The 21,432-nt window shown below is 70.1% G+C and carries 18 protein-coding genes and 1 pseudogene; 8 read left to right on the top strand and 11 right to left on the bottom strand.

The window, feature by feature from the left end; genetic code table 11:
* Positions 1–10: 10 nt before the first annotated feature.
* Positions 11–277, bottom strand: a complete 267-nt coding sequence (locus ICG51_RS05875) for an accessory factor UbiK family protein (protein WP_190282383.1) — start codon at positions 275–277, stop codon at positions 11–13.
* A 173-nt stretch (positions 278–450) separates the two neighbouring features.
* Between ICG51_RS05875 and ICG51_RS05870 the strand changes: the two genes are divergently transcribed.
* Entirely contained in the window at positions 451–789 is a 339-nt protein-coding gene (locus tag ICG51_RS05870) for a P-II family nitrogen regulator (RefSeq protein WP_190282382.1), read from the top strand.
* 6 nt (positions 790–795) lie between these two features.
* On the opposite strand, the gene ICG51_RS05865 is transcribed toward ICG51_RS05870, so the two are convergent.
* A complete protein-coding gene (locus ICG51_RS05865; protein WP_190282057.1) occupies positions 796–2,697 on the bottom strand; it encodes a tetratricopeptide repeat-containing diguanylate cyclase in 1,902 nt (633 codons plus the stop codon).
* A 96-nt stretch (positions 2,698–2,793) separates the two neighbouring features.
* On the bottom strand, positions 2,794–3,648 hold the full coding sequence (speE, locus tag ICG51_RS05860) for a polyamine aminopropyltransferase (RefSeq protein WP_190282056.1): 855 nt from the start codon (positions 3,646–3,648) through the stop codon (positions 2,794–2,796).
* 169 nt (positions 3,649–3,817) lie between these two features.
* Between speE and speA the strand changes: the two genes are divergently transcribed.
* Positions 3,818–5,704, top strand: a complete 1,887-nt coding sequence (gene speA / locus ICG51_RS05855; RefSeq protein ID WP_190282055.1) for an arginine decarboxylase — start codon at positions 3,818–3,820, stop codon at positions 5,702–5,704.
* A gap of 23 nt (positions 5,705–5,727) precedes the next feature.
* A complete protein-coding gene (locus ICG51_RS05850) occupies positions 5,728–6,828 on the top strand; it encodes an acyltransferase (RefSeq protein WP_255428750.1) in 1,101 nt (366 codons plus the stop codon).
* Between the two features lie 30 nt (positions 6,829–6,858).
* On the opposite strand, the gene ICG51_RS05845 is transcribed toward ICG51_RS05850, so the two are convergent.
* The 4 genes from ICG51_RS05845 to radC are packed head-to-tail and all read right to left on the bottom strand — an operon-like array spanning position 6,859 to position 10,820.
* On the bottom strand, positions 6,859–7,617 hold the full coding sequence (locus ICG51_RS05845; RefSeq protein WP_190282054.1) for an SDR family NAD(P)-dependent oxidoreductase: 759 nt from the start codon (positions 7,615–7,617) through the stop codon (positions 6,859–6,861).
* A gap of 30 nt (positions 7,618–7,647) precedes the next feature.
* Positions 7,648–8,406, bottom strand: coding sequence for an SPOR domain-containing protein (locus ICG51_RS05840; RefSeq protein ID WP_190282053.1), 759 nt, complete (start codon positions 8,404–8,406; stop codon positions 7,648–7,650).
* Positions 8,406–10,094: an arginine--tRNA ligase gene (argS, locus tag ICG51_RS05835; RefSeq protein WP_190282052.1), complete on the bottom strand. Its 1,689-nt coding sequence runs from the start codon at positions 10,092–10,094 to the stop codon at positions 8,406–8,408. The genes ICG51_RS05840 and argS overlap by 1 nt, the downstream gene beginning before the upstream one ends.
* Positions 10,095–10,145: 51 nt before the next feature.
* Positions 10,146–10,820: a DNA repair protein RadC gene (gene radC / locus ICG51_RS05830; protein WP_190282051.1), complete on the bottom strand. Its 675-nt coding sequence runs from the start codon at positions 10,818–10,820 to the stop codon at positions 10,146–10,148.
* Positions 10,821–10,915: 95 nt separating this feature from the next.
* Between radC and coaBC the strand changes: the two are divergent.
* The 3 genes and pseudogenes from coaBC (at position 10,916) to ICG51_RS05815 (ending at position 14,966) form a co-directional block, all read left to right on the top strand.
* A pseudogene (gene coaBC / locus ICG51_RS05825) lies at positions 10,916–12,141 on the top strand (bifunctional phosphopantothenoylcysteine decarboxylase/phosphopantothenate--cysteine ligase CoaBC).
* On the top strand, positions 12,138–12,599 hold the full coding sequence (gene dut, locus ICG51_RS05820; protein WP_190282050.1) for a dUTP diphosphatase: 462 nt from the start codon (positions 12,138–12,140) through the stop codon (positions 12,597–12,599). The pseudogene coaBC and the gene dut overlap by 4 nt, the downstream one beginning before the upstream one ends.
* A 12-nt stretch (positions 12,600–12,611) precedes the next feature.
* Complete coding sequence (locus ICG51_RS05815; protein ID WP_190282049.1) at positions 12,612–14,966, top strand: phosphomannomutase/phosphoglucomutase; 2,355 nt, start codon at positions 12,612–12,614, stop codon at positions 14,964–14,966.
* Between the two features lie 10 nt (positions 14,967–14,976).
* Here ICG51_RS05815 and ICG51_RS05810 read toward each other — a convergent pair whose 3' ends face one another.
* Together ICG51_RS05810 and pyrE are read right to left on the bottom strand one after the other, a co-directional pair.
* Entirely contained in the window at positions 14,977–15,672 is a 696-nt protein-coding gene (locus ICG51_RS05810; RefSeq protein ID WP_190282048.1) for a hypothetical protein, read from the bottom strand.
* Positions 15,673–15,703: 31 nt separating this feature from the next.
* On the bottom strand, positions 15,704–16,354 hold the full coding sequence (gene pyrE / locus ICG51_RS05805) for an orotate phosphoribosyltransferase (protein WP_190282047.1): 651 nt from the start codon (positions 16,352–16,354) through the stop codon (positions 15,704–15,706).
* Positions 16,355–16,498: 144 nt separating this feature from the next.
* Here pyrE and ICG51_RS05800 point away from each other — a divergent pair, with 144 nt between their 5' ends.
* Positions 16,499–17,299, top strand: coding sequence for an exodeoxyribonuclease III (locus tag ICG51_RS05800; protein ID WP_190282046.1), 801 nt, complete (start codon positions 16,499–16,501; stop codon positions 17,297–17,299).
* Positions 17,300–17,365: 66 nt separating this feature from the next.
* Entirely contained in the window at positions 17,366–18,745 is a 1,380-nt protein-coding gene (locus tag ICG51_RS05795) for an MFS transporter (RefSeq protein WP_190282045.1), read from the top strand.
* Here the strand turns inward: ICG51_RS05795 and ICG51_RS05790 are convergent.
* Together ICG51_RS05790 and ICG51_RS05785 are read right to left on the bottom strand one after the other, a co-directional pair.
* On the bottom strand, positions 18,733–19,860 hold the full coding sequence (locus ICG51_RS05790) for an anhydro-N-acetylmuramic acid kinase (RefSeq protein ID WP_190282044.1): 1,128 nt from the start codon (positions 19,858–19,860) through the stop codon (positions 18,733–18,735). The genes ICG51_RS05795 and ICG51_RS05790 overlap by 13 nt on opposite strands.
* Positions 19,861–19,893: 33 nt before the next feature.
* Positions 19,894–21,333 (bottom strand): peptidoglycan DD-metalloendopeptidase family protein, encoded by a 1,440-nt coding sequence (locus ICG51_RS05785; RefSeq protein ID WP_190282043.1) that lies wholly within the window; start codon positions 21,331–21,333, stop codon positions 19,894–19,896.
* Positions 21,334–21,432 lie beyond the last annotated feature (99 nt).

Here is a 21,432-nt window from a genome sequence, read left to right as displayed (position 1 = left end):
GTGGCGGGCCTCAGTGGCGCGGGGTGTCGTCGGACTTGCCAGCTTCGGCCAGTTCGGCCAGCTGGCGCTCCAGCGCTTCCAGCTTGTCGCGCGTGCGCGCCAGCACCGCGCGCTGCACGTCGAACTCTTCGCGGGTGACCAGGTCCAGCTTGCCCAAACCGGCCTGCAGCACCGACTTGAAGTTCTGCTGCAGCTCCTCGCGGCTGTCGCGCAGGCCCGGCGGTACCAGGCTGCTGAGGCGGCGGGCGAGTTCGTCGAGTTGGGCCAGGTCGATCATGCGTGCGGATGTCATCGGAAGGGCCTCCTGCGGGTGCCTGCAGCATGCGCGGAGGCGGGTGCGGGCGCCGTCGGCGCGGAACCCGGCGCAGGGTGGGGAAAGTCCGATCCTGCCGGTGCAGTATGCCCGCATCGCCCGCGATATGCTCACCACATCATGCAGGAGAGTCGATGATGAAAATGGTGATGGCGGTGATCAAGCCGTTCAAGCTGGACGATGTGCGCGAGGCGCTGGCCGAGGTCGGCGTGGCCGGCATCACCGCCACCGAGGTGAAGGGTTTCGGCCGCCAGAAGGGGCATACCGAGCTGTATCGCGGCGCCGAGTACGTGGTGGACTTCCTGCCAAAGATCAAGCTGGAGATCGCGGTCACCGACGACCGCGTGGACGCGGTGACCGAGGCCATCATCAGGGCTGCCGGTACCGGCAAGATCGGCGACGGCAAGATCTTCGTATGGGACCTGGAGCAGGTGGTGCGTATCCGCACCGGTGAACTGGACGGCGACGCGCTGTAGCCGCGGCTATTCCTCCACCCGGTCGCGGCCCTGCTGCTTGGCGCGATAGAGCGCCGCATCGGCGCGCGCGAACAGCGTCGCGCGGTTGTCGCCGGGGTGCGCTTCGGCGACGCCGATGCTGGTACGCACGTGCAGGGCGGAATCGATGCCCGGCAGTTCCAGGGAGCGGGTGGCGGCGAGCAGGCGGCCGGCGATCGCCAGCGCCTGTTCGCGGTTGGCATCCATGCAGACCACCGCGAACTCCTCCCCGCCGATCCGTCCCAGCCGGTCGCGCCCGCGCAGCTGCGCCTGCCAGGCCTGCGTGGTCGCGCGCAGGACTTCGTCGCCGGCGGCATGGCCATAGCGGTCGTTGATCGTCTTGAAGTGGTCCAGATCCAGCAACAGCACCGAGACCGGAGCCTGCAGCTGCGCCGCTTCGGCAAGTGCGCGCTCGGCGATCTTCTCGATGGCACGGCGGCTGGCCACCTCGGTCAGCGGGTCGGTCATCGCCAGTGTGCGCAGGCGGCGCGTGCGCTTGCGCTGGCGCAGGGCCAGCGCCCCCAGCACCGCGACCAGCAGCACGCCCAGCAACAGGGCCAGCGTCTGCCAGTGGCGGACCCGCTCCAGCGCCTGCAGCTGGGACTTGCGGGTGCTGGCTTCGGCGCGCAGCCGATGGTTCTCGAACTCGCGCTTGCGGATCTCGTACTCGTATTCCAGCAGCCGGCTCTGCTCCAGCCGCATCTTGCCCTGCAGCGACGTCTGCAGGGCCGAGTAGCGCTTGTAGTCGGCAAGCGCCTGCGCGGCGTTGCCCAGTGCCTCCTGGCTGGCCGCGCGCGCCTGGTAGAGGAGAGCCAGGTAGCGCTGGTTGCCGTCCTTCTCGATCAACGGCAGCGCCTGCGCGTAGTTGGCCAGCGCCTTCTGGTGCTGGCCCTTGCCGGCAAGCGCCTGGCCGGTGAGCAGCAGCAGCATGTCGTCGTTGCCATGGCGATTTTCCGCCTCGAAGACCGTACGTGCCTGCGCCAGGTTCGCCAGGGCGTCGTCGTGTTCGCCCAGTGACACCTGCGCGGCGGCCAGGCCCACGCGTGCATTGGCGGCGCTCAGGGGTTCCTTGTGGGCAAGGGCAACCTCGATCGCGCGTGCAAACGAAGCCTTCGCTTTTTCGGCGTTACCCGACTCGTCATACAGGTAGCCAAGCTGCACCAGATCGGTGATCACACGATCCCAATCCTGCTTGTCCTGCATCCTTTCCACCGAGCGGGTGAAGTAGCGCTCGGCCTGCGCCCAGTCGCCAATGCGGCGATAGGTGATCGCGATCCACAGCATCAGCGTGTCGATTTCGTGGTCGATCCCGGCTGCGCGGAAGCTGGCGCGGGCGCGCTGGAAATCCAGCAGCGCCTTGGCCTGCTCGCCCTGCTGGGACAGCAGCGAGCCGCGCTCGGTCAATGCCTCACCTAGCAGCTGGGATTCCGTTGAATTCTCCAGCATGCCAACCATGCGGTCGGCTTCGCCCAGGGCCTTCCCGGCACCTTCCAGCTCCTGCACATAGCCGATCCGGCAGAACTGCGCGCGCGCCCGCGAGGCCAGATCGCCAGCCGCCTGGGCGCGCCGCTGGGCCTCGTCGGCATAGGCCAGCCCCTGCTTCGGATCTTCCCAGCGCTCGCTGGTGCAGTAGACCGAACGGAACTGCACCTCGCGCTTGCGATCCCCCTGCGGCAACAGCACGCGCAGCTGCTGCAGGCGGGCCTCGTAGTCCTCCCAGGTCATGTCCATCGAGCCCGGACCGATGACCTCGGCGAACACCGCGTCGAACCGGCTGGCCGACGGCGAAACCGCCTCCGCGTGCTGGCCGCTTGGCTGGGCGGCCACGCCGACGCTGGCCGCCAGCATGAGTGCCAGCAGCAGGCTTGCCCTTCGCAGCAACCGGGTCATTTCCATCCGGGCTCCTGCATGCCACCGCCGACGGGTTGCGACGACTCGATGGTATGCGGTTTGCCGGAGGCAGTGGGGGAGCTGCCTCCCGGCAGGTCAGGCTTTCAGGGCGGCCGTCACAAAAGGCGGCAGGCTCTGCGCGCCCTTGTGGATGTCGGCGGTGTAGTAGAGCGTGGCGAAACCCTTGCCGCGGGCATCGGCTTCGCGGAAGTCGAACCCGGCGCCCGCCGCTTTCTTCGCCATCGTGCAGCTCCACCAGCCGGTGGGGTAGCAGGGCTGCGGGAACGGCAGGGTCTGGAAGCTGTGGAAACCGGCCTTGCCCATTTCCGCACGCATCGCCTTGATCAGGTCGAGCAGCACCAGCGGCGATTCGCTCTGCTGGACCAGGATGCCGTCGTCCTTGAGCGCGCGGTGGCAGCTTTCGAAGAATGCCTTGTTGAACAGGCCCTCGGCCGGGCCGACCGGGTCGGTCGAGTCGACGATCACGATGTCCACGCTGCCGGGTTCGCAGTTGGCCATGTAGGCGATGCCGTCATCGAACAGCAGTTCGGCGCGCGGGTCGGCGTTGGATTCGCACAGCTCGGGGAAGTACTTCTCTGCCATCCGCGTGACCTGCTCGTCGATGTCGCACTGGACGGCCTTCTCCACGCCCGGGTGGCGCAGCACCTCGCGCAGCGTGCCGCAGTCGCCGCCACCGATGATCACCACGCGCTTCGGGTCGGCATGGGTGAACAGCGCGGGGTGCGACATCATCTCGTGATACAGGAAATTGTCGCGGCTGGTCAGCATCATCGCGCCGTCGATCAGCATGACGTTGCCCCAGTCGGTCGACTCGAAGATCTCGATCTTCTGGAACGGCGACTGCACCTCGTCCAGCTTGCGGGTGATGCGGAAGCCGATGGACGAGCCGGCCTTGTCGAAGTTCTCGTACAGCCAGTTGGAGTCGGTCATGGCGGGGGTTCCGGGGAATCGTGGTAACCGCGCATTGTAGCGAAAGGGGTTTCCCGGCATGTCGTGGCGGTCCGCCGGGCGGCGGCCTGGGGGCAGCCCGCCTGGCGCGGTCACCGCAGCGGGACGGGCGCGGCCCTACAATGCGCGCCTGTTTGCCGGAGTTGCCGCGATGTCCCACTGGTCCCCCGACCTTGCCCGCAAGACCTATTCGATCCCGCACTGGGCGGACGGCTATTTCGACGTCGACGCGCAGGGCCGCATCGTGGTGCGTCCGAAGGGCACGGATGGCCCGGAGATCGCGCTGCCCGAGGTCGTCGATGCCTCGCTGGCGGACGGCGGCAACCTGCCGGTGCTGGTGCGCTTCCCCGACATCCTCGGCCATCGCCTGCAGAAACTGCAGACCGCGTTCGCGCAGGCGCGGCAGGACTGGGACTACACCGGCGGGTACACCGCGGTCTATCCGATCAAGGTCAACCAGCACGCCGGGGTCGCCGGCACGCTGGCGTCGCACCACGGCGAGGGCTTCGGGCTGGAGGCGGGCAGCAAGCCCGAGCTGATGGCGGTGCTGGCACTGTCGCGCCCTGGCGGCACCATCGTCTGCAACGGCTACAAGGACCGCGAATACATCCGGCTGGCGCTGATCGGGCGCAAGCTCGGCCTGCAGACCTTCATCGTCATCGAAAAGCCCTCCGAGCTGAAGGTGGCGCTGGAGGAAGCGGCCGCGCTGGGCGTCAAGCCGGGCTTGGGCGTGCGCATGCGGCTGGCCTCGCTGGGCGCCGGCAAGTGGCAGAACAGCGGTGGCGACAAGGCCAAGTTCGGGCTGGACCCGCGCCAGCTGCTGACGCTGTGGAAGGAGCTGCGCGATTCCGGCATGGGCGAGTGCCTGCAGCTGCTGCACTTCCACATGGGCAGCCAGATCTCCAACGTGCGCGACATCGCCGCCGGCATGCGCGAGGCCACCCGCTATTTCGTCGAGCTGTCGCGGCTGGGCGCCAATATCACCCATGTTGATGTTGGCGGTGGCCTCGGCATCGACTACGAAGGCACGCGCTCGCGCTCCTTCAATTCGGTCAACTACGGCATCCACCACTACGCCTCCAGCATCGTGCAGCCGCTCGCCGATGCCTGCCGCGAGGAAGGCCTGGTGCCGCCGCGCATCCTCACCGAATGCGGCCGCGCGATGACCGCCCACCACGCGGTGCTGGTGACCAACGTCAGCGAGGTCGAGCGTGCGCCGGAAGGCCGCGTGCCGGAATCGCACAGCGACGAGTCCACGCCGGTGCGCCAGCTGCGCGAGCTGCATGGGGAGATGGCGCAGCGCCCGGCGGTGGAAGTCTTCCACGAGGCCACGCAGGCGCATGCGGAAGGCCTGAGCCTGTACGCGCTGGGCCAGCTGGACCTGGTGCAGCGCGCGCGCATCGACGACCTGTTCTACGCGATCGCCCATGCGGTGAAGGCGCGCCTGACCTACGACGAGAAGAGCCACCGCGACCTGCTCGACGAACTCAACGAGCGGCTGGTCGACAAGTACTTCGTCAACTTCAGCGTGTTCGAATCGATGCCCGACGTGTGGGCGATCGACCAGGTGTTCCCGATCACCCCGATCGAGCGGCTGGACGAAGTGCCGACGCGGCGCGGCATCATCGCCGACCTGACCTGCGACTCCGACGGCAAGATCGACACCTACGTGGAGAACGAGGACCTCGACTCCTCGCTGCCGCTGCACGAGCTGCGCAAGGGAGAGAACTACCGCCTTGGCTTCTTCCTCGTCGGTGCCTACCAGGAGATCCTGGGCGACATCCACAACCTGTTCGGCGACACCGATGCCATCGAGGTGCGCTGCCAGGGCGAGGGTTTCGCCATCGGCCAGCAGCGCCGCGGTGATACCACCGACGTGATGCTGGACTACGTCGGCTACAAGCTGGCCGACCTGCGCCGCGAATACGCCGCGAAGGTGGATGCGGCGAACCTGCCCGCCGCCGAGAGCGACGCGCTGAAGGCCGCACTGGAAGCCGGGCTGACCGCCTACACCTACCTCGACGACACGCCGCAGTGAGCGACGCCGCGGCGCCGGCGCGCCTGCCGGGCCTGGACCTGCTGCGCGCCATCGCGGTGCTGTGGACGATGCAGTTCCACAGCTTCATCGTCGGCGGGCTCGGGCCGGACTGGGCGTGGCTTTCGCGCTACGGCTGGATGGGGGTGGACCTGTTCTTCGTGCTCAGCGGCTACCTGATTGGCGGGCAGCTGCTGCGGCCGCTGGCGAACGGGGCGACACCGTCGCTGCGCGACTTCTACCTGAAGCGCGCATTCCGCATCCTGCCCGCGTTCTGGGTGGTGCTGGCGGTCTACCTGCTGTGGCCGGGCTTCCGCGAGGCGCCGGGGATGGAGCCGTGGTGGAAGTTCGCGCTGTTCTTCGTCAACCTCGATATCGACTACGCCGCCAATGCCGCGTTCTCGCACGCGTGGTCGCTGTGCGTGGAAGAACACTTCTACCTGCTGTTCCCCGCGCTGGCGCTGCTGCTGGCGCGCAAGCCGTCGCCGGCGAAGTTCTGGGGCGTGTGCGTTGCCGTGCTGCTGGGCGGGATCGCCCTGCGCAGCGGCATCTGGCTGCACGATGACGCCACCCAACCGCAGCGTCCGTGGTTCGTCGAGGACATCTATTACCCCACCTGGAACCGTCTCGACGGCCTGCTGATGGGGGTGATGCTGGCTGCGTGGCAGTCCTACCGGCCCGCATCGTGGGCCCGCGCCGCGAACCACGCCAACGGGTTCGCGCTGGCCGGCGTGGCGGTGATGGCGCTGGCGTTCTGGCTGTTCCGCGACCGCGTCGGGCTGCCCGGCAACAGCATCGGCTGGCCGGTGCTGTCGCTGGGGCTGGCGCTGCTGGTGTTCGCCGGCGCGCAGGCGCGCGGCGTGCTGGGCGTGCGTGCGCTGCCGGGCGCGGGCTGGATCGCTGCGATCTCCTACAGCCTCTACCTCGTCCACAAGCCGATGTACGCGGTGGTGCAGGGGCACTGGGGCGGGTGGCTGGACGGGCGCGGCATTGTCGCGTGGCTGGTCTATGGCGCGGCTTCGCTGTGCGCGGCCGCGGCGCTGCACTATCTGGTGGAACGACCGTTCCTGCGCCTGCGCGGTCGCGCCCTGCGGGCCTCCGCGGCGGTCCCGGCTGCAGCGACCTGATCGGGCGCCTGCTTCACCCCGCCTCGGGCGTCAGGCCTGGCGATGCACCTGGAAACCGGCGAACGACTGCGAGGTCGGCATCAGCTCGATCCGGTTGATGTTCAGGTGCGCCGGCTGGCTGGCGACCCAGAAGATCGTCTCGGCGATGTCGTCGGCGGTCATCGGGTTGGCGCCGCCATAGAGCTTGTCGGAGGCGGCCTGGTCGCCGTGGGTGCGGACCACGGTGAACTCGGTTTCGGCCATGCCCGGTTCGATTGCGGTCACGCGCACGCCGGTGCCGTGCAGGTCGGCGCGCAGGCCCAGCGAGAACTGGCTGACGAAGGCCTTGGTGCCGCCGTAGGCATTGCCGCCGGTGTAGGGGTAGGTGGCCGCGGTGGAACTGATGTTGATGATGGCGCCCTTGCGCGCAATGAGCGTCGGCAGCAGGGCGTGGGTGAGCGTCACCAGCGCGGTGACGTTGGTGTCGATCATGGTCTTCCAGTCGGACAGCAGCGCGTCCTGCGCCGGCTTCGTGCCTTGCGCCAGCCCGGCGTTGTTGACCAGCAGGTCGATCCCGCGGAAGCGTTCCGGCAACGCATCCAGCGCAGCGCGCATGGCGGCCTCGTCGCGGATGTCGAAGCAGGCGGGGTGCAGGGCCTCGCCGAGCTCCTCGCGTAGGGCGTCGAGGCGCTCGGCGCGGCGGCCAGTGGCGATGACTTGCCAGCCGGCGGCGATGAAGCGGCGCGCGGCGGCGCGGCCGAAGCCGGCGGTGGCGCCGGTGATGAGGGCGGTGCGGGGCGTGGTCTTCATCCCCGCATTCTACTGCCGCGGCCGCGGGCCTCAGTGGGTCTTGACTGCCATCGCCGGCAGGCCGCTGCCGGCCAGCTTGGCCTTGGCGTCCGCCAGTTCGGAGGCGCTGCCGTACGGCCCCATGCGCACCCGGTAGACGGTCTTGCCATCGATCTGCGCGGATTCCACGCGGGCGTTCAGGCCGAGCAGCGCGATCCGGGCCTTGGTGGCCTCGGCGTCGCCGGATGCACCGAAGGCGCCGGCCTGCAGGATGTAGCGGGTTGCCGGCGCAGTGCGGGCAGCCTCCGCGCTTGCGGTCGCCGCGGCGGTGGGTGCGGGCGTGGCGGCAGCCGGGGTTTCACCGAGCGGCGTGGGCAGGGCGTCGGGGCTGCTGGCCGCGGCCGGCGCTGTCTCCGCGGCGCTGGCCTGCCTGGCAGCGTTGGCTTGTGCTTCGGCTTCGGCCTTCGCGCTCGCCGCCAGCTCGGCGTCGCTCACCGCCACTTCCTGGCCAGGCAGCAGCGTGTAGAAGTCGTACTGGGTGGGCTTGGGCTTGTCCGCGTCGGCCTTGCCCTCGCCAGCGGGGGCGGTATCCGGCGCGATCGCCTCGCCCTCGTCGCTTACCGCGGCGGGCAGGGCGTCGGGATTGGGCTTGGGCCGGAAGAAGCCGTCGCTGCCGTCGGACTTGAGATAGCGCGGCAGCAGCAGCACTGCCAGCAGCGTCAGCAGGACACCGATCACCAGCCAGGCCCAGCCCGGCAGGCCGCCGGACGAATTCCTTTTTGCCTGGGACTTCCCGCGTCGTGCCGCCATCACATGCTCTCCGGGGCGGAAACGCCCAGCAGGTCAAGGCCGTTGGCCAGCACCTGGCGGGTGGCCAGCGCCAGGGTCAGGCGCGCGTCGCGCAGATTGGCGTCCTCCACCAGCACCGGACTGGCGTGGTACCAGCCGTGGAAGGCGTTGGCCAGTTCGCGCAGATACTGCGCGACCAGGTGCGGCTCCAGCGTGGCGCCGGCGGCCTCCACCACTTCCGGGAAGCGCGACAGTTCGCGCATCAGTTCCTGTGCCGGCGCATCGTCCAGCACCTGCAGCGAGGCGGCGCCGTTCGCCGCGTCGTACGCGTAGCCCTTTTCGCCGGCCTGGCGTAGCAGGCTGCAGATGCGGGCATGCGCGTACTGCACGTAGTAGACCGGGTTGTCGTTGGACTGCGAGCGCGCCAGGTCGATGTCGAAGGTGAGCTGCGAATCCGGCTTGCGTGCGACCAGGAACCAGCGGGTGGCGTCGCGGCCGGCCTCGTCGATCAGGTCGCGCAGGGTCAGGTACGAGCCGGCACGCTTGGACAGCTTCACCTCCTCGCCGCCGCGCATCACCGTGACCATCTGGTGCAGAACGTAGTCCGGGTAGCCGGCGGGGATGCCGCAATCCAGCGCCTGCAGCCCGGCGCGCACGCGCGCCAGCGAGCCGTGGTGGTCGGCGCCCAGCTCGGTGACCGCGCGCTGGTAGCCGCGCTGCCACTTGGAGAGGTGGTAGGCGACGTCCGGCACGAAGTAGGTGTAGGTGCCGTCGGACTTGCGCATTACCCGGTCCTTGTCGTCCCCGAAGTCGGTGGTGCGCAGCCACAGCGCGCCGCCTTCCTCGTAGGTGTGGCCCTTGGCGATGAGTTCGCGCACGGTCTCCTCGACCTTGCCGTCGGTGTACAGCGAGGACTCCAGGAAGTAGCGGTCGAACGACACGCCGAAGGCCTGCAGGTCGGCGTTTTGCTCGCGGCGCAGGTACGCCACCGCGAAGGCGCGGATGGCGTCGAGGTCGTTGGCGTCGTCCTTGCCGGTGACGACGTGGCCGTCCACCTCCACGCTGTCGCCGCGCAGGTAGGCGGCGGCGACGTCGGCGATGTAGTCGCCGTTGTAGGCGTCGGCGGGCCAGTCGGCATCGCCCGGCTTCAGGCCCTTGGCGCGGGCCTGGGTGGAGATCGCCAGGTTGTTGATCTGCACGCCGGCGTCGTTGTAGTAGAACTCGCGCTTCACGTCCCAGCCGTTGGCGGCCATCACCCGCGCGATGCAGTCGCCGATCACGCCGGCGCGGCCGTGGCCCACGTGCAGCGGTCCGGTCGGGTTGGCGGACACGTATTCCACGCCCACCATCTTGCCGTCGCCGCTGGGGTTGCGGCCGAAGGCGGCGCCGCTGGCATGGATGTCGCGCACCTGCTGCTGCCATGCGGCGGCGGTCAGGTGGAAATTGATGAAGCCGGGGCCAGCGATCTCGACCTTGGCGACCGCATCGGAGGACGGCAGTGCCTCGATCAGCTGCTGCGCCAGCGCGCGCGGATTGCTGCGCGCGGCCTTGGCCAGCAGCATCGCCGCATTGGTGGAGAAGTCGCCGTGCGCGCGCTCCTTCGGCCGCTCGACCGAGAAGTCAGGGCTGGCGAGGTCTGCAGGCAGGATGCCTGCGTTGCGCAGGGCGGACAGGCCCTGTTCGATCAGGGCGCGGAGCTGGGTTTTCACGTGCGGGAATGCTGCGGTTGAATCTACCGGCCATTGTACGCGAGGGCGCCTTCAGACCAGCCCGAGCTGCGCCATCGAGGTGGGCGGGCCGTCGCCGACCACGAAGTGGTCCAGCAGCCGCACGTCCACCAGCGCCAGTGCCTGCTTGATGCGCGTGGTCACCGCCCGGTCGGCGGCACTCGGATCGGGACTGCCGCTGGGATGGTTGTGGCCGATGATGGCCGCCGCCGCACCGTGGGCCAGCGCGCGCTGGACGAGGATGCGCGGGTGCACTTCGGCGCCGTCGATGCCGCCGCGGAACAGCTCCTCGAAGCCCAGCGCGCGGTGGCGCGTGTCCAGGTAGAGCACCGCGAACACCTCGTGCGGTTGCCCGCGCAGGCGCTGCGCGAAGTAGCGGCCGGCGCAGGCGGGATCGCCCAGCGCCTCGCCGCGTTCAAGCTGCGCGGCCAGGTGGCGATGGCCCAGTTCCAGTGCCGCCGCCAGCAGGCAGGCGCGGGCCGGGCCGATGCCGCGCAAGCCGGTCAGCGCCTTGGCGTCGCGGTCCAGCAGCCGGCGCAGGCCGCCCTGGCCGGCCAAGAGGCCGCGCGCGCTGGCCACGGCGTCGCTGCCGGCGATGCCGGAGCCGAGGAACAGCGCCAGCAGCTCGGCGTCGGACAGGCTGCCGGGGCCGCGGGCCAGCAGCTTTTCGCGGGGGCGTTCGGTTTCGGGCCAGTCGCGGATATGCATGCGGCCAGCGTGCGTCGGCCAGCCGCGCGGGGCAAAGGATGCAGCCCCGGCATCGGGTAAGCTGCTGCTTCTCCAAGTGGTCAGGGAATGGCCCGATGCAGGCTACGTTTTCCCCCGCCGGCGACGTCCGCGTGCTGCTGTGCGTCTGTGGCGGCATCGCCGCGTACAAGTCCGCCGAGCTGGTGCGGCGGCTGCGCGACGCCGGCGCCGAGGTGCAGGTGGCGATGACCGACAGCGCGCAGCGCTTCGTCGGCGCGCAGACCTTCCAGGCCCTCTCGCACCGGCCGGTGCGCACCTCCCTGTGGGATGCGCAGGCCGAGGCGGCGATGGGGCACCTGGAACTGGCCGGCTGGGCCCAGCACGTGGTGGTGGCCCCGGCCACGGCCAACACGCTGGCGAAGCTGGCGCACGGGCTGGCCGATGACCTGGTGTCCACCCTGTGCCTGGCCACCGAGGCGCCGCTGCTGGTCGCGCCGGCGATGAACCACCGGATGTGGCGGCATCCGGCCACCCAAGCGAACGTCGCCACGCTGGTGGCGCGCGGTGTGCGCATGGTTGGCCCCAACGACGGCCCGCTGGCCGAAGGCGAATCCGGCCCCGGGCGGATGGCCGAGCCGGCGGAAATCGTGGCCGCGCTGGCGGTGGGCGCATGAGCGCGACGCTGGCGGGCATGCGCCTCGTGGTTAGCGCCGGCCCGACCTTCGAGGACATCGACCCGGTGCGTTTCCTAGGCAATCGCAGCAGCGGCAAGATGGGCTTCGCGATTGCCGCCGCCGCGGCGCAGCGCGGTGCCGAGGTGGTGCTGGTGGCCGGTCCCGTGCAGTTGCCGACACCGCCGGGCGTCGCCCGCGTGGACGTGCGCAGCGCGGCGCAGATGTTCGACGCGGTGATGGCGGCGCTGCCCTGCGATGCCTACATCGGCGCGGCGGCAGTGGCCGATTTCACCCCGCGCGCGATCGCTGCCAGCAAGCTGAAGAAGCAGCCTGGCCAGGACACGCTGGTGCTGGAACTGGTCAAGACCCGCGACGTGCTGGCGGAGGTGGCCATCCACCCGCAGCGGCCGCGGCTGGTGGTGGGGTTCGCCGCCGAAACCGACGACGTGGCCCGCTACGCGCGCGACAAGCTGGAGCGCAAGCGGCTGGACATGATCTGCGCCAACCGGGTCGGGCTGGCGGGCAGCGGATTCGAAAGCGACGACAACGCGCTGCTGGTCATCGACGCCGCTGGCGAGCGTGCCCTCGGGCCCGCGCCCAAGGCCGAACTGGCGGCGGTGCTGCTGGATATCATCGGCGAACGCTTGCAGGCCGGGGAGGCCGCATGAGCCAACGCACGCTGCAGGTGAAAGTGCTGGACCCGCGCATCGGCGGCGAATGGCCGCTGCCCGACTATGCCACCGCGCACAGCGCCGGACTGGACCTGCGTGCCGCGCTGGACGCACCGCTGGAGCTGGCCCCCGGGCAGGCCGTGCTGGTGCCGTCGGGGCTGGCCATCCACATCGGCGATCCCGGGCTGTGCGCGATGATCCTGCCGCGCTCTGGGCTGGGGCACAAGCACGGCATCGTGCTGGGCAACGGTACCGGACTGATCGACGCCGACTACCAGGGGCCGCTGATGGTCAGCCTGTGGAATCGCAGCGCCACCGCCTTCACCGTGGAGCCCGGCGACCGCATCGCCCAGCTTGTGCTGATGCCGGTGGTGCGTGCCGCGCTGCAGGTGGTGGATACTTTCGAGGAGAGCGCACGCGGACAGGGCGGCTTCGGCCACACCGGCGTGCGCTGACAGGGGAACGCGATGGCATTGTTCGGATTGGGTGGGAAGAAAGGCGCCGCTGGCGCGGAAGCGGACGGCAAGCTGGCGTACGACCCGCTGCAGGCGGCGCGCGCGCTGCCGTGGCTGATCGCGCTGCTGGGCGTCCTGGGGCTGTGGTGCCTGGTTGCCGGCGGGCTGCGCCAGCGCGACGACAGCCGCCAGAGCGCGCTCGAGTTCGCCCGCGATGACGTGGTGGTGGGCGTGCGGCGCACGCTCAATGAGCATCGCCAGAAGTTCGGCGCACGGCTGGCGGCCAAGGAATTCACCACCCCGCTGGCCGCGGGCGACGCCGCCGCGGCGGCATCGGTGCTCAAGGGCTGGGGCGAGGTCCAGCGCGCCGAGCTGTGGCCGTCGGATCTGGATGCGCGCTACCAGCAGCTGCCGCGCAGTGGATTCGGCAGCCTGGCGACCGCCGAGGATGCGCTGAGCACGGGCAAGATGGCGGTGCGCGTGGTGCGCGCCGGTGGCGGGACGCGGCTGGCGCTGGCCGCCCCGGTCGGCGAGGGGCGAATGATCGCCTACGTGGAATTGCCCTTGGACAGGCTGCGCAGCAGCGTGGAAAGCCCGGTGCTGCCGGGTGGTACCTACCTGGCGCTGCGCCAGGGGCAGCGCAGCGTGATCGAGCGGGGGGAGGTCGGGCTGGCCGCGGCGGCCGAGGCGCTGGGCGCAAGGGTGCCGGACAGCGAGCTGCGGGTGGCCGCGGCGGCACCGGACAGCATGGCCGCGCCGTTCGGCCTGAGCGGCTGGACCGCGCTCGGGCTGGGGATCATCCTGCTGCTGGTGAGCGGTGGCCTGTGGTTCGTGCTGCGGCCGCGGCTGCTGGCAATGGGCGGCGCGGGCGAAGTCGAGGCCGGGCCCACCCTGTCGGACCTGCAGCAGACCCTGCCGCCGGTCGAGGCGGTAACGCGCGCCAAGGAGCGCGAGCAGGATGCCGCCAAACCCGCGTCCAGGGTGCAGGTGGTGATCGATCACCGCATCTTCCGCGCCTATGACATCCGCGGCGTCGTCGGCCAGTCGCTGGACGCCGGTGTGGCCGAGCTGATCGGGCAGGCGATCGGCTCGGTGATGGCCGAGCAGGGGCTGGAAGCCATCGTGGTCGGCCGCGACGGCCGCCTGTCCGGGCCGACCCTCGCCCAGGGCCTGATCGAAGGCCTGCGCAAGGCCGGCCGCCACGTCATCGACATCGGCATGGCGCCGACGCCGGTGGTGTATTTCGGTGGCTACCACCTGCGCACCGGTTGCGGCGTGGCCATCACCGGCAGCCACAACCCGCCCGATTACAACGGTTTCAAGATCGTCATCGGCGGAGAGACCCTGTCGGGTGATGCGATCAAGGACCTGCACGCCCGTATTGCCGAGGACCGCCTGCTGACCGCCGACACGCCGGGCAATCTCGAGGAGCGTGACATCGGCGAGGACTACGTCCAGCGCATCGCCGGCGACATCCAGATCGGCCAGCGTCTGAAGGTGGTGGTGGATGCCGGCAACGGTGTGGCCGGGGTGCTTGGACCCCGCGTGCTGGAGGCGATCGGCGCCGACGTCACGCCGCTGTTCTGCGATATCGATGGCACCTTCCCCAACCACCATCCCGATCCCAGCGAACCGCGCAACCTCGAGGCGCTGGTGCAGATGGTGCAGCGGCTGGATGCCGACCTCGGCATCGCCTTCGATGGCGATGGTGACCGCCTCGGCGTGGTGACGAAGGCGGGCAAGAACATCTTCCCCGACCGCTTGCTGATGCTGTTCGCCGCCGACGTGCTGGAACGCAATCCCGGCGCGGTGATCGTCTACGACGTGAAGTGCACCGGGCGCCTGCCGGTGCAGATCCTGCGCTACGGCGGCAGCCCGCTGATGTGGAAGACCGGGCATTCGCTGATCAAGTCGAAGATGCGCGAGGTGGACGCGGCGCTGGCCGGCGAGATGAGCGGCCACTTCTTCTTCGCCGAGCGCTGGTTCGGCTTCGACGACGGCATCTATGCCGCAGCGCGGCTGCTGGAGATCCTGGACGCGCGCGAGGAGACGCCGGACGCAGTGTTCGACGCGCTGCCCGACGGTGTATCCACCGCCGAGATCAAGGTCGAAGCCCCGGATGGCGACCCGCATGCCTTCGTCGAGCGCTTCCGCCTGACCGCGACGTTCGAAGGCGCCCGCCAGACCACCCTGGATGGCGTGCGGGTGGATTGGTCGGATGGCTGGGGCCTGGTGCGTGCGTCCAACACCACGCCGGTGCTGGTGATGCGCTTCGATGCCGAGAACAGTGCGGCGATGGCGCGCATCCAGCAGGCGTTCCGCGACAACCTGCTGCGGCTGGAGCCGGACCTGCAGCTGCCGTTCTGACGGCGGCTGCTCAGCCCGCCGGCGTCGGCGCTGCCGGTGCTGGCGCGGGTGCGGGTGCGTTGGGATCCTGGCGCATCGCGCGATAGCGCTGCACCGAATCGGCCAGTTCGCGTTCCAGCTCGGCGCGGTCTACTTCCTGCGCCCGCAGGATCTGCTGCTGGCGCAGCAGTTCGCCGTGCTGGCGGCGGATCGAATCGGTCAGCTTGCGCGGCACCGGGCTTTCGGCCAGCTCCAGGTCACCGGCCTGGCGCAGCAGCGACAGCAGGCTCAGGCGCAGGTTGGCCAGGCCCAGCCGGCTGGCCTTGAGGGTTTCGTCCAGCAGCGCGGTGCGCTCGCCGTAGGCGCGGCGCAGGTCGGCCTCGGTCAGGTAGGACTCCACCATCGCCAAGTCGCGGCGCTTCTGCAGCGCCTCCGCCTCGGCCTGCCGGCGCGCGGCTTCGGCCGCGACTTCGGCCACGCTTCTCTCGGCGTCCGTCAGGGCGCGGTCGACCTGTTTGGTGGGGATGCCGCTCTTGGCACTGAATTCGGTCCGCGCGCGGTCCACCGCCGAGGCCGGCAGCGCATCGCCGCAGACCCGGCGGCCGCCCTCGTCCCAGCAGTAGATCTTCTTCTGCGGCGGTGCGGCGGTCTGGGCGGCGGCGGCGCCGCTGCCGGCCAGCGCAAGCGCGGCGACGGCGGCGCGGAAGATGTGGCGTTGGTCCGGCATGACGGCCCCCTGTGGCAGTCGGATGAGCGTATCAGGCGACGCCGTAGCGCGCGCGGTAGGCGAGCAGCGCATCGCGATGGGCGGCCAGTCCGGCGTCTTCGCCGGCATACGCCAGCAGGTCGTCCAGCGCGGCCACCGCGACCACCGGGATGGCGTGCTCGGCCGCCACCGCCTGCGCCGCGGATTCGGCGGCATCCTCGCGCACGCGTTCCTGCCGGTCCAGCGCGATCACGATCCCGGCCGGCGTGCCGCCAGCCTCGCGGATGATCGCCAGCGCTTCGCGGATGGCGGTGCCGGCGGTGATCACGTCGTCCACGATCAGCACCCTGCGCCCGGCAAGCGGCGCGCCTATCAGGCTGCCGCCCTCGCCGTGCGCCTTGGCTTCCTTGCGGTTGAACGCCAGCGGCAGGTCGCGGCCGCGCCGCGCGTATTCGCAGGCCAGCGCGGTGGCCAGCGGGATGCCCTTGTAGGCCGGTCCGAACAGCAGGTCGAAGTCCAGCGCCGCCGCGTCCACCGCATCGGCGTAGCACTGCGCCAGCGCGGCCAGCGCGGCGCCGGAGTCGAAGCGACCGGCGTTGAAGAAATACGGGCTGCTGCGGCCGGACTTGAGGGTGAATTCGCCGAAGCGCAGCGCGTCGGCGCGCAGCGCGAGCTGCAGGAAGCGGTGGCGGTGGTCGGACACGGCGTCGATCAGTCTGGGGTTTGGACCGAAAGCGTACCGCATGCGCCCGAGCCCCTGTGCCGGGGCAGGTATGCTTGCGTGCTTCGGGCGCATCGCGCGCCACCTGCCGCAGCCCCCGCCGCCGAGTACCACGATCCCCAAACCATGCGCATCCTCACCTTCAATGCCAACGGCCTGCGTTCGGCCGCCTCCAAGGGTTTCTTCGACTGGTTCGCCGCGCGCGACGTCGACGTGCTGTGCCTGCAGGAAACCAAGGCACAGGAACACCAGCTGGCGGATGCCGCGTTCCGGCCGGAAGGCTACAAGGCGTGGTTCAAGGACGCACAGAAGAAGGGCTACAGCGGCGTGGCGATCTACAGCCGGCGCGAGCCCGACGAGGTGCGCACCGCGCTGGGCTGGGCGCCGTTCGACGACGAGGGCCGCTACATCGAGGCGCGCTTCGGCAACCTGTCGGTGGTCAGCTTCTACATCCCCTCCGGCAGCTCCGGCGAGTTGCGCCAGGGCTTCAAGGAAGAAGTGATGGCCTGGCTCAAGCCGATCATGGACGGCTGGCTGGCCAGCGGCCGGGAATATGTCCTGTGCGGCGACTGGAACATCGTCCGCGCCCGAAACGACATCAGGAACTGGACCGGCAACCAGAAGAATTCCGGTTGCCTGCCGCACGAGCGCGCCTGGCTCAGCGGAATGATCGCGGACGACTGCCACGACGGCCTGGTCGCGCCGCCCGCGCAGGGCTGGAAGGATGCCTTCCGGGTGGCCAAGCCCGGGGTGGTGGAGTATTCGTGGTGGTCGCAGCGCGGCGCCGCGCGCGCCAACAACGTCGGCTGGCGCATCGACTACCAGATCTGCACGCCGGGCATCGCCGCGTCGATCCGCGCCGCCGAGATCTTCCCCGAGCCGAAGTTCTCCGACCACGCCCCGGTGCTGGTCGACTACGCCGAATAGGCCAGCCCGGCACGATCGCCACCCGCCAACCCCGTCGCGCCGGCAGGCGCTGCCACAGGAATCCCGATGTCCGACAGCGCCGCCTCCCGCAAGAAGACCACCCGCGACGTCCTGCGCGCGCTGCGCCGGCCCAAGGTGCTGGCGATGCTGCTGCTGGGTTTTTCCTCGGGCCTGCCGCTGTACCTGGTCGGCAACACCATGGGCTACTGGATGCGCGAGAACGGCAGCGAGCTGTCGGCGATCGGCTTCCTGTCGTGGGTGGGCCTGGCCTACACCCTGAAGTTCCTGTGGGCGCCGGTGATCGACAAGACCAGGGTGCCGCTGCTGGGCCGGCTTGGCCACCGCCGCGGCTGGATGGTGCTGTCGCAGGTCGTGGTGGCGCTGGGCCTGGCCGGGATGGCGGTGGTGCAGCCACAGGGCGGCCAGTTTCAGCTGGCGGGATTCGCCATCGAGCACCTGCTGGTGTTCGGCGCGCTGGCGCTGGCGGCGGCGTTCGCCTCGGCCACCCAGGACATCGTGGTGGACGCCTGGCGCATCGAGATCGCCGACGACGCCGAAGAGCTGGGCCTGCTGACCTCAGGCACCCAGTTCGGCTACCGCACCGCGCTGCTGGTGACCGATGCGCTGATCCTGATCCTGGCCACCTACGTGGGCTGGGCGCTGTCGTACTGGGCGATGGCGGTGCTGATGGGCGTGGGCCTGTGCGCGGCGCTGTTCCTGGCGCGCGAGCCGTCCGCCTCGCAGCGCCCGGAGGTCACCGCGCACGCGCCGATGTGGACCGTGTCCGGGCTGTGGGACGCCATCGCCGGGCCATTCATCGCCTTCTTCAAGACCCACGGCCAGTGGGCGTTGCTGATGCTGGCGGCGATCAGCCTGTACCGGTTGCCGGATTTCGTGATGGGGCCGATGAACAACCCGTTCTATGCCGACATCGGCATCAGCAAGGAGTTCGTGGGCGAGGTGCGCGCCTCGATCGGGCTTGCCACTTCGCTGCTGGGGATCGCGGCTGCCGGCATCAGCGCGGTGCGCTTCGGCTTCGTGCCCACCCTGCTGGCCGGCGCCATCCTCGGCCCCGGCTCCAACGCCGCGTTCACCTGGGTGGCCTATGCCGGCGGCGACCACGCGGTGTTCGTGGCGGCGATGGCGATCGACGGCTTCTCCACCGGTTTCGCGGGCACCGCGCTGGTGGCCTACATGTCCAGCCTCACCAGCATCGGCTACACCGCCACCCAGTACGCCCTGCTCAGCTCGTTCTACGCGCTGCTGGGCAAATTGCTGAAGGGCTTCTCCGGCGTCGCGGTGGAACAGCTCGCGGTCGGCCGCACGCTGCTGGACGGCTATGCGCTGTTCTTCCTCGGCACCGCGCTGGCCGGGTTGCCGGCGCTGCTGCTGTGCCTGTGGCTGGCGCGGCGGATGCGCGCCGCAGCCCCTGCTCAGGCGGGGTAGAGCGCGCCCAGCACGCGCGGCCCGGCGGCGCCGGTGACCGCAGGCAGGTTGCCCGGTCGGCCGGCGAGGTGCTCCCGCGCCAACCAGGCGAATGCCATCGCTTCGACGAAATCCGGGTCCAGCCCGTGTGCGGCGCTGGACTCGATCAGCGCGTCCGGCATCGCTTCGGCCAGCGCCGCCATCAGCAGCGGGTTGTGCACGCCGCCGCCGCAGGCGATGACCCGGCGGGTGCCCGGCTGGGTGGCGCGCAGGGCGTCGGCGACGCTGCGTGCGGTCAGCGCCAGCAGGGTGGCCTGCACATCGGCAGGCGCTTCGGTGCCGGCCAGCGCGGCTTCCACCCAGTCGAGGTGGAAGCGGTCGCGGCCGGTCGATTTCGGCGGCGGCGCGGCGAACCAGGGCTCGGCCAGCAGGCGCGCCAGCAGTGGGCCATCGACATGGCCCCGTGCGGCGAACGCACCGCCGGCGTCATAGGCCGTGCCGGTGTGGCGCTGGCACCACGCATCCATCAACCCGTTGGCCGGGCCGGTGTCGAAACCACGCACCGTGCCGCGGGCCGGCAGCAGGGTGAGGTTGGCGATCCCGCCAAGGTTCAGCACCGCGCGGTCCTCGCCGGGGTCGTGCAGGGTGGCCGCGTGGAAGGCCGGCACCAGCGGCGCGCCGTGGCCGCCAGCGGCGACGTCGCGGCGGCGGAAGTCCGCCACCACCGGGATGCCGCAGCGCTCGGCGACCACGTGGGCATCGCCAAGCTGCAGGGTGAACGGTGCGTCGCCGTGCGGGTGGTGGCGCAGGGTCTGCCCGTGCGAGCCGATCGCGCCGACGTCGAGTGCGGCCAGCCCGGCGTCGCGGAGCGTCGCCAGCGCGGCGGCGGCAAAGGCGTGGCCAATGCGCACGTCCAGCTCGCCCACCTCATCCAGGGTCAGTGCCTGTGCCTGCTGGCCCAGCGCCACCAAGCGCTCGCGCAACGCGGGCTGCCAGGCATGGGTGCGGCCATGCAGCAAGGTGGGGCGTGCATGCGCGTGGTCGTCGTCGAACCGCACCAGCGCGGCATCGATGCCGTCGGCGCTGGTGCCGGAAATCAGGCCGAGAAAAGTCCGGCCGCGGGGGAAATCGCTCATGCGATGCAGTATCGCATCGCCGCGTGCGTGGCCTCAGCCCTTCTTCGGCGCGGGCGCTGGCTTGGCGGCGGCGCTGGCAACGCGGCTGCCGTCATCGAGCTGGAACACCACGTCCTCGACCTCGCGGATCTTCTCCAGGGCGCGGTGGGTCTCGCTCTTGAACGCCACCAGCGATTGCCCGGTCAGCGGCGTGGGCGGCGGCAGGGTCATCTTCAGCGGGTTCATGTGCACGCCGTTGACCCGGAATTCGTAGTGCAGGTGCGGGCCGGTAGCCAGGCCGGTGCTGCCGACGTAGCCGATCACCGTGCCCTGTGCCACGCGCTGGCCGGGGCGCAGCTTCGCAAAGCGCGACATGTGCCCGTACAGGGTGGTCTTGCCGCCGCCATGGTTGAGGATCACGGTGTTGCCGTAGCCGCCCTTGCGGCCGACGAACTCGACCCGCGCATCGCCCGCGGCCTGGATCGGGGTGCCGGTGCCGGCGGCGTAGTCCACGCCCTTGTGCAGGCGGAAGCGGCCCAGCACCGGGTGCCTGCGGCCGCCGAAGCCGGAGCTCAGGCGCGCATAGGGAATCGGCATGCGGATGAAGGGGCGGCGCAGCGAGCGGCCGTCCGGGGTGAAATACTCCGGCTTGCCATCGCGCAGGTAGCGGAACGCGCTCTTGAGCTTGCCGTCGACGGTGAAGGTCGCGGCCAGCACGGGGCCGGTGTTGACCAGCTGGCCGTTCTTCCAGGTCTGGTCGACGACCACGCTGAAGCGGTCGTCCTCGCCCAGGTCCGAATCGAAGTCGATGTCGTACTTGAACATCTCGTCGGTCAGCTGGTTGAGCTGGGCGCTGCCCAGGCCCAGCTTGCGCGCCGAGGCGAACAGCGACTTGCCCACTTCGCCGGTCAGCACCACCGTGCGGGTGGTGATCTCCACCGGCACCGCGCGCTCGCGCAGGGTGTCGCCGCTGAATTCCAGTTCGATCGGGGTATCGCCGACGCCCGGGCCGGCCTCCAGCCGCATCGCCCGCACGCTGCCGTCCGCCGGCAGGTTGAAGCTCAGCTCGGTGCCCGGGCGCAGCTTGCGCAGGGTCGGCTTGATCTTCGGATGTTGCATCACCCGCGCCAGCTGGTCGTAGGGGATGCCCAGCTCCTCGAACACGCCGCTCAGGGTCTGGCCCGGCTTCAGCGTGACCGACTGCCACTGGTCGTCGGTGCTTTTGGTTGCGCGTTTGTCCAGCTTGGGCAGCGACAGCGCCAGCGTCATCCGCTGCATCTGCATGTCCCCCGGATGCTCCAGCACGCTGGAGAAGCCGGGCACGATTGCCGCCAGCAGCACGCCCATGGTGGTCAGGACGCTGGCATGCGCCCAGTGGCGCCGCGTCCAGCGGCCGCGGTAGGGCAGGGAATCGAGGGGGACGGATCGGTCCGCGTTGACGCGGGCACGTTCGAGATTCTCGCGACGCACGGCGTCGTGATTCGAATCCGTCATATGATCGTCCCCTGCCTGTGTAGAAAGCGTCAACGCGCTACCATAGGCATGCTAGGAACCCGCGTCAACCCGTTGAATCTGCGAATGTTTTTCCAGTTC

Source organism: Thermomonas sp. XSG, from assembly GCF_014678725.1.
In the GTDB taxonomy this organism is placed as follows: Bacteria; Pseudomonadota; Gammaproteobacteria; order Xanthomonadales; family Xanthomonadaceae; genus Thermomonas.
The sequence above is the reverse complement of the archived record's forward strand: the minus strand, read 5'-3'. Positions and strand labels throughout refer to the sequence as shown.

What these genes read in the sequence shown, in the direction of transcription:
- ICG51_RS05840 (WP_190282053.1), bottom strand. Translation starts at nt 8,406, where the DNA reads ATGGCGGCACGACGCGGGAAGTCCCAGGCAAAAAGGAATTCGTCCGGC.
- ICG51_RS05865 (WP_190282057.1), bottom strand. Translation starts at nt 2,697, where the DNA reads ATGACCCGGTTGCTGCGAAGGGCAAGCCTGCTGCTGGCACTCATGCTG.
- ICG51_RS05790 (WP_190282044.1), bottom strand. Translation starts at nt 19,860, where the DNA reads ATGAGCGATTTCCCCCGCGGCCGGACTTTTCTCGGCCTGATTTCCGGC.
- ICG51_RS05845 (WP_190282054.1), bottom strand. Translation starts at nt 7,617, where the DNA reads ATGAAGACCACGCCCCGCACCGCCCTCATCACCGGCGCCACCGCCGGC.
- ICG51_RS05875 (WP_190282383.1), bottom strand. Translation starts at nt 277, where the DNA reads ATGATCGACCTGGCCCAACTCGACGAACTCGCCCGCCGCCTCAGCAGC.
- ICG51_RS05810 (WP_190282048.1), bottom strand. Translation starts at nt 15,672, where the DNA reads ATGCCGGACCAACGCCACATCTTCCGCGCCGCCGTCGCCGCGCTTGCG.
- ICG51_RS05870 (WP_190282382.1), top strand. Translation starts at nt 451, where the DNA reads ATGAAAATGGTGATGGCGGTGATCAAGCCGTTCAAGCTGGACGATGTG.
- ICG51_RS05785 (WP_190282043.1), bottom strand. Translation starts at nt 21,333, where the DNA reads ATGACGGATTCGAATCACGACGCCGTGCGTCGCGAGAATCTCGAACGT.
- ICG51_RS05815 (WP_190282049.1), top strand. Translation starts at nt 12,612, where the DNA reads ATGGCATTGTTCGGATTGGGTGGGAAGAAAGGCGCCGCTGGCGCGGAA.
- ICG51_RS05795 (WP_190282045.1), top strand. Translation starts at nt 17,366, where the DNA reads ATGTCCGACAGCGCCGCCTCCCGCAAGAAGACCACCCGCGACGTCCTG.
- radC (WP_190282051.1), bottom strand. Translation starts at nt 10,820, where the DNA reads ATGCATATCCGCGACTGGCCCGAAACCGAACGCCCCCGCGAAAAGCTG.
- ICG51_RS05800 (WP_190282046.1), top strand. Translation starts at nt 16,499, where the DNA reads ATGCGCATCCTCACCTTCAATGCCAACGGCCTGCGTTCGGCCGCCTCC.
- dut (WP_190282050.1), top strand. Translation starts at nt 12,138, where the DNA reads ATGAGCCAACGCACGCTGCAGGTGAAAGTGCTGGACCCGCGCATCGGC.
- speA (WP_190282055.1), top strand. Translation starts at nt 3,818, where the DNA reads ATGTCCCACTGGTCCCCCGACCTTGCCCGCAAGACCTATTCGATCCCG.
- speE (WP_190282056.1), bottom strand. Translation starts at nt 3,648, where the DNA reads ATGACCGACTCCAACTGGCTGTACGAGAACTTCGACAAGGCCGGCTCG.